Source organism: Candidatus Methanodesulfokora washburnensis, from assembly GCF_003947435.1.
GTDB lineage: Archaea > Korarchaeota > Korarchaeia > Korarchaeales > Korarchaeaceae > Methanodesulfokora > Methanodesulfokora washburnensis.
Window position 1 is genome coordinate 1 of sequence record NZ_RCOS01000041.1, and the last position, 6,202, is coordinate 6,202.

Annotated in this window: 8 protein-coding genes; 3 read left to right on the top strand and 5 right to left on the bottom strand. The window is 38.1% G+C overall.

Annotation, left to right across the window (positions count from 1 at the left end; genetic code table 11):
- Positions 1 to 73: 73 nt before the first annotated feature.
- The 4 genes from D6D85_RS02805 to D6D85_RS02815 form a co-directional block, all read right to left on the bottom strand.
- Positions 74 to 532 (bottom strand): hypothetical protein, encoded by a 459-nt coding sequence (locus D6D85_RS02805; RefSeq protein ID WP_125670561.1) that lies wholly within the window; start codon positions 530 to 532, stop codon positions 74 to 76.
- Complete coding sequence (locus tag D6D85_RS16950; protein WP_272914407.1) at positions 529 to 657, bottom strand: hypothetical protein; 129 nt, start codon at positions 655 to 657, stop codon at positions 529 to 531. The genes D6D85_RS02805 and D6D85_RS16950 overlap by 4 nt, the downstream gene beginning before the upstream one ends.
- A 207-nt stretch (positions 658 to 864) precedes the next feature.
- Positions 865 to 2,169, bottom strand: a complete 1,305-nt coding sequence (locus tag D6D85_RS02810; RefSeq protein ID WP_161969649.1) for an HD domain-containing protein — start codon at positions 2,167 to 2,169, stop codon at positions 865 to 867.
- The gene (locus D6D85_RS02815) at positions 2,169 to 3,386 is read right to left on the bottom strand and encodes a hypothetical protein (protein WP_125670563.1); all 1,218 of its coding nucleotides are present in this window, start codon (positions 3,384 to 3,386) and stop codon (positions 2,169 to 2,171) included. Before D6D85_RS02815 ends, D6D85_RS02810 begins: the two co-directional genes overlap by 1 nt.
- Positions 3,387 to 3,563: 177 nt before the next feature.
- On the opposite strand from D6D85_RS02815, the gene D6D85_RS02820 reads away from it, so the two are divergent.
- Entirely contained in the window at positions 3,564 to 4,331 is a 768-nt protein-coding gene (locus tag D6D85_RS02820; protein WP_125670564.1) for an HAD-IIB family hydrolase, read from the top strand.
- 626 nt (positions 4,332 to 4,957) lie between these two features.
- Here the strand turns inward: D6D85_RS02820 and D6D85_RS02830 are convergent.
- Positions 4,958 to 5,179, bottom strand: a complete 222-nt coding sequence (locus D6D85_RS02830) for a type II toxin-antitoxin system HicB family antitoxin (protein ID WP_125670565.1) — start codon at positions 5,177 to 5,179, stop codon at positions 4,958 to 4,960.
- Positions 5,180 to 5,520: 341 nt separating this feature from the next.
- On the opposite strand from D6D85_RS02830, the gene D6D85_RS02835 reads away from it, so the two are divergent.
- Together D6D85_RS02835 and D6D85_RS02840 are read left to right on the top strand one after the other, a co-directional pair.
- Entirely contained in the window at positions 5,521 to 5,748 is a 228-nt protein-coding gene (locus D6D85_RS02835) for a hypothetical protein (RefSeq protein ID WP_125670566.1), read from the top strand.
- Between the two features lie 152 nt (positions 5,749 to 5,900).
- Positions 5,901 to 6,202 (top strand): hypothetical protein (locus tag D6D85_RS02840; RefSeq protein WP_125670567.1); only part of this gene is annotated, 302 nt, incomplete at its 3' end.

Here is a 6,202-nt window from a genome sequence, read left to right on the forward strand (position 1 = left end):
CTCTATCGCCGATGTTTGTGGGTCATCATCTCAGGTTTGGCAATATTTCTGTCAAATAAAACTTGAGATTGCTTTAACTGCTTTTCTCAATTTTCTCCATGGTTCTCACGATCTCCCCAGGCCTCATTGTCACAATAACTCCTCTTTTCTCAGCCCTTTTTACAGTGAGCTCATCCGGCTCCTTGACGCAGAGAAGGAATAAAATGTTTGGCTTGACGTTGTAGATCTCCTCATATGCCTTTGATGCCATCAAAAGCTGCCTTATATCCTTTGACCCCCCTCTCATCGCTATCTCAACAAGGGCCACAGTCTTTCTTCCGGTTATTATAACATCAACTGCAGGTTTTCCCCTTGCTATAAATCCTCTGTCCGCCTCAAATCCCCTGTTAAAGCACAGATCCCTCAGAGTTTGTCTTAATTCCATCTCTTCAAGTTTTGTATATCTTTTGTTAACTCTTTTTGAGAGCTTGTTAATTTTCTCGGTGAGTTTGTTTATTCTCTTGGAGAGATCCTGATCAATCCTTGTGGTCACTGCAAAAACCTCCTCAAATATTCAACTAGGGATATCAGAGACAGTTCTGGATCCTTCTCTAGGATATAACAGAGAGCTGGCCTAACCTCCTTTTCCAAAAGCTCCTTCGCTTTTTCCAAGCTCATCTCTATACAGGTATTTAGATCCTTTATAAATGTGTTGTTGATGAGATTAATACTTTGTTGGCTCTCTTTTCTTCACAAGCTCCTGTTTACCGAGATTTTAAGAAAACTCTCATGTAATTTTCCGATTTTTCCAAGTAGAATCCCCAACTATCAGTAGAGCGACTTTCTGGTTTTTAATTTCATACATTCTTGGCTTAAAAGAGATTTCTATGAGTCAACTTGGAGATGAAAACCATCAATAATTTTATATTCATTTTTATTCTTTTCATATGCAATAATAACACCTTTTATATTTATATCTTCATCTTCTTCTCTACCATCTATGAGATACTTTCTTGCTAACAAAAATTCTGTGCATACATCTATAAATGCATCTTCCAGTAGTTCTTTTATACGTTTTCCATTTATTTCCTCTTCTCTATTTTTGATTATCCTCTCTAATTGTTCGATTATATAACTAGTTTCTTCTTTCCTCTTAAGGTAGTTGAGTATTTTCTCGTAAATGTCAGTAGAGATGGATCCATTCTCTTCCTCAAAATTCGCAATCATCACTACGTAATTATCGCCACTATTATTGTCCTCTACCGCAGTATCTCCGCTTATTTTTATCCTTTTGATTTTCACATTCTTTATGCATATATCTCGTAAGTATGCATTTATACTCTTCCTTCTTTTGTCCTTGTCTTTCAATTTTTTAAAGATGTAATCAATTTTATATGAATATGTAAATTTATTTATATCACGGTATATTTGTACATCACATCCGTCTGCTAGCTTCAGAATAGCTGCTAATTTTAAATAATGCTGAATCTCCTCCTCTCCAAATGTTTTCTTTAACTTATTGTGCAGGTTGTTCTTCTTTTTAATTTCCTCCCCCATCTTCTCAAATTTATTTTTAATTTCCTTCCACGCTTTATCATTTTTTATATGACATTCTTTTACATACTGATCTGCATTTTCCAAATATTTATTGTCAAGAGGCATATGTTTAGGGTGATACATTGCTATATACAATATTATCTGTCCTAATGTAGTGAGATCATCCTCTTTGAAAAATATTCTCTTTAGATCTTTTTCTTTTTCTAAAAGTTCTGCAATTTTTCCTTTTCTCCTATTTCCTGTGATAAAGAGTTTTTTCAATCTTTCTGGCTCGCCCTTCTTTTTACCTTTTCCAGGAGGTAACTGGCCCAGATCATGTATCAATGTTGCGAGGGTGATTATTAAAACATCCTTTTCATCGAATATCTCCGGCTTTATTGACATAATCTCAAATGCAAGTCTTAGGACATTTCTCGGATGCGTCCTAAAATGTTCTGTATAGTAGGGATATGGCTGAAGCTCTATAGGCAAGTTCGTGATAACCTTTAACATGTCATCAACGGCTTTTATCACCTCAGAGGTGGAGCCTGATACCATGTCTCTTATATGATCTTTCCATTTTTCACCGTCGTTTTCCTCAAAGCTATTTATATCTTCTATAGGATGAAACGATGTGTAGATCTCACTCTTCATCATTCAACCCCCCTAACAGGTATGCCTTTACTATGTGGATACCCATAATCTGAAATTTTGTCTGAAGGGAAGTAGTAGTTATAGCAGCTAACTAATGTAGCACGGAGAGGTGGGGTAAGAAGCGGTTTTTCACGTTTAAGTTGTTTGTGAAAGACAATGCATCTAAATTTTTCTCCTTTAATTAAGTTTCTCAAGCCTTCTTCATTGTAATCCATTTTTATTAAGAAAATATTTTCATTTAAAAATTCATACTTTCCTTTTGATGGTTTCTTTTCTCTAGTATCAAAGTTCAGTACCTGTATCTCACTCGGTTCTTCTACGTCTAATTCCACCTCGACAGCACCTATCACATCTACTGCTCCAAATATAGGGTCCAAGACGCATGCACCCTTTATACTCTTTTTATTCTCATCTAAATTTATTTCTATGATATCTTCCCCTAATGAAATTATTTCTGCTTCTACATATTTTTCCTCATCTATCTTCTTTATTCCATAGTTTTCTTTAAGTTCATTTTTAAAACTTTCTATTTTACCTTTATATTCCTCCTCATAATATCTTTGTATTAGATTTTCTACTTTTTCATCCCTCTTTTCACTTTGTGATAGCTTAAATCTATATTTATAAATAATACCTGACTTATTAATTATTATAATTTCTTCACCAAATTCTCTTCCCATGATAATCCTTGGATCAATGAGCTCCTCTGGATATTCAGAAAGACCACTTGCTGTGGTAAAATGATACTGATGTGTAGGAGCTTCCTTGCCCCTCCTTATAAAAGCCACATATCTGTCACCATTTTTAAATTTTAAAATTGGGATAGCACCTCCTGCTGCCCAGCGGCAAAGCAGCTGAAGCTTATTTTCCTTCATAAGAAGAAACTTTTTTGCTTTTCTCTCCCATGGAATATTAAAACTTGAGTAATCAGGGTATCTTCCTTCAAGAAGTTTTCTGCCATCCTTATCGAATGCAGCTATATATTTCTTTTTAGCGAAGTCTAGAGATGGTAACTCTATAACGACTCTTTTTCTTTTTTCTTCTCCTACTTCTTCCCACTTAAATGTGGCATGAGCGAGTATGATAAAAAAGTCTCCTTTTTTTATCTCTTTTAATTTCTGGAGCTCTTCCAAAGATGACGACGCCACTAAATCCCCTTTTTCTATACCCTTTTTTAGACTCTCTTCATAATTCTCTATATCCTTATTTTTTAGCATTTTTCTTCATCACCACAACATTCCTGTCTAGAAGTTTTCTCAAAAATCTTATGTTTATTTTATAGATTAATACTATTTATCTTGGATATATTCTTGATTTCAGATAAAGGTTCCCAAATCAAAGCTTATATCTGCCTAAATTGTCCTTTTATTAGTCTCAGGATTTTAGGTGTGATCATGAGGACATCACAAGGCATAGAAGTGATCTTCATTGATATAGATGGCTGTTTAACTTTCGGCAAGGGAAGAGAAGTCGATATAAATGCCATAAAGGATCTAAAAAACCTAAACAAAAAGTCTAAGGAGGGCAAAATTTACCCGAAGATAGCTTTGAGCTCCGGCAGACCTCAGCCATATGTTGAGGCATTTGTACAGCTTTTGGAGGTTCAAGTTCCATCTATATGCGAGAACGGAGGTATAATATACGATCCTGTTAAGGACATAAGCTTCATAAATCCCTCGATAAGCAAAGAAGCTCTTGATGAGCTGAGAAAGCTGAAGACATTTTTTGAGGAAAACCTGCCCAACCTCTTCCCCGGAGCTAAGATGGAACCTGGAAAGGAGGTATCCATCAGCCTTAACCCTCCGAAAGGCGTCGATATCAGCTTATTTTATGAAAAAGTAAAAAAGGAGGTGGAAGATCGCGCAAGGCATCTCTATATCACGCGCTCCAAAAGCGCAGTGGATATCCTTCCTGCCGGCATCAGCAAGCTGTCTGCTCTGATTTTTGTGGTAAAAAATATGGGTCTAAGTCTTGATAAGGTGTGCGGGATAGGTGATTCAATCAACGATATTGAGCTTCTGAAAAATGTCGGGTTTCCAGCAGTTCCTGCAAACAGCGAGGATGAGGTTAAGAAAATAGCTCTCTACATCTCCCCATATGAGAATGGAAGAGGTGTTGTGGATATAGTGTGCAAATGCGTGGAGTTGAATAAGCGTGGCTGAGCAACGCAGAAAATTGCTTTTTGCAATCCGCAGTTCAAAATTATTCATTTTACCTTATCATTATCCTATTTTCTGCTCTAAATAGTAAGAATATAAAAAATTCAGCTGAAATAACCGCTGTAACCTCTTTACCTTGCTTAGGAACTCCTTAACATCCTCGATATATCCCCTGACAAGCTTGGGAGGAAGCCATGCCCCGTAGAAATTTCTGTACAATTCATCTGCAGCAGACCACCCTTTCCTCAGCTCAGCGTCTCAATGATGGATGCCGCATACTCCTGTAGTTCCCTGTGGCTCCTCTAGGCTATAGAAGCCCTTATCAGCTCCTCCATTATCCCTTTTATCGTGCGGGTGCACATCCACTTTGCTTTGGAATGCCTGTACTACTAGAGCTTAAGAGCTGAGATACAAGAAATAATCTTAGTGCGCTACTTTAAGTTTTTCATGAATTCTTCCTTGGATATTCCTGCAAGTTTTAAAATTCCCAATAGTGTACCAATTTTTACTTCTCTGTGCATTGGTACTATAGTGACTATCTTTCGTCATCTTTAAATTCATTAAAACAACATGCGAACCTCTTTGCCTAACGACCTCAAACCCGAACTTTTCGACCAAAGACTATCTCTTCACCTGACAGCCTTGGTAATTTCGACATTTAATGCACCTACGGCCTCTATGTTTTTAATTTCAGTGGCTATTTCTGGCTTTTCCTCTAAGTAAAGCTCGATTGCCTCCTTTAGATTTTCCATGGCTTCCTCTATTGTCTTACCCTGGGTAGTGACGCCGGTAAAAGCCTCCTTAATCACGAACATGTCCTCTTCTTTCCATATTATAGCTTGGAGCTTCACAGATCCTTGTAAAGCGACCATATTTAAGGATTTCGTTGAGTCTATATGCCTATAGACATGCACTGCTTTAGAAACGCTCTGAAAATATTTGACTTGCACTAAGCGTGCTCAAATTCCATGATAGGACTGAGTTCTCATGCTGAATTGAGGCCATGTGCTCACATTACTCAGCTATTTTTAATTTAAGGTTGAAAATCTTCATGATATCCTCAAAATTCCCACTGCTGGACAATAGTTATTCCTGCCGGTTTATGCTTATAGCCTCTATTAAAAGGTCCGGCAATCCCTTAGGTTTTCCTCAACTAAAGGGCTAGTATGCGCGCGCAATCACAGAACTCGGATTGCCAAGCCTGGGCGAGCATCAAGCAGAAACAGCAGAGGGAGCAGGAAAAGTGGAGCTTGTAGCTAACGCTATAATAAAAATAGAGGACAGGATAGCCCAATCCCCCGTCATAAAAAGGCCTAGGGGCACAACACCGCTCATACGCGTGGTGGCTCTGGAGCAGATGGGCTACAAGGTGGATCCAACAACAGGAAGACTGATCAAAGGGCTACCCCTGATGCTCTAAAAACCTGGAGTGCTTGCAGCAACCGTTCTATTAAACTTCATCCCCCTGTTGCTGGATCAACTCCTTTGTTGATCCAGCAAATTGTCACGTGCACTCTGGGAACAGGAATTGAGAAGCACCAACTTTATATACTTCCCTCTGTACCAATCCTTATGGTTGAGGCTGTTGTGACATCCGTTCTGGAGGAGGCATTAAAACAAGCTTCAGAGAGAATTGCAAAGAAGATAACGGAGGGAAAGAAGCTCACTAGCACTGATGTGATAATCCTCCTCCTCGATCAGATGAACAAGAGGATCGATGATACAAACAAGAGGATCGATGATCTGAGCGCTTCCCTCAACAAGAGGATCGATGATCTGAATATCTCACTTAACAAGAGAATTGATGATATCAAGGAGGATCTGAGATCGCTTCATCAGGAGGTATCCTCGATAAAGTCCGATGTAATAGCATT

Bases quoted from the DNA above. Each gene is read 5' to 3' on its own strand.
- D6D85_RS16950 (WP_272914407.1), bottom strand. From the start codon at position 657: ATGAGCTTGGAAAAAGCGAAGGAGCTTTTGGAAAAGGAGGTTAGGCCA.
- D6D85_RS02810 (WP_161969649.1), bottom strand. From the start codon at position 2,169: ATGAAGAGTGAGATCTACACATCGTTTCATCCTATAGAAGATATAAAT.
- D6D85_RS02815 (WP_125670563.1), bottom strand. From the start codon at position 3,386: ATGCTAAAAAATAAGGATATAGAGAATTATGAAGAGAGTCTAAAAAAG.
- D6D85_RS02820 (WP_125670564.1), top strand. From the start codon at position 3,564: ATGAGGACATCACAAGGCATAGAAGTGATCTTCATTGATATAGATGGC.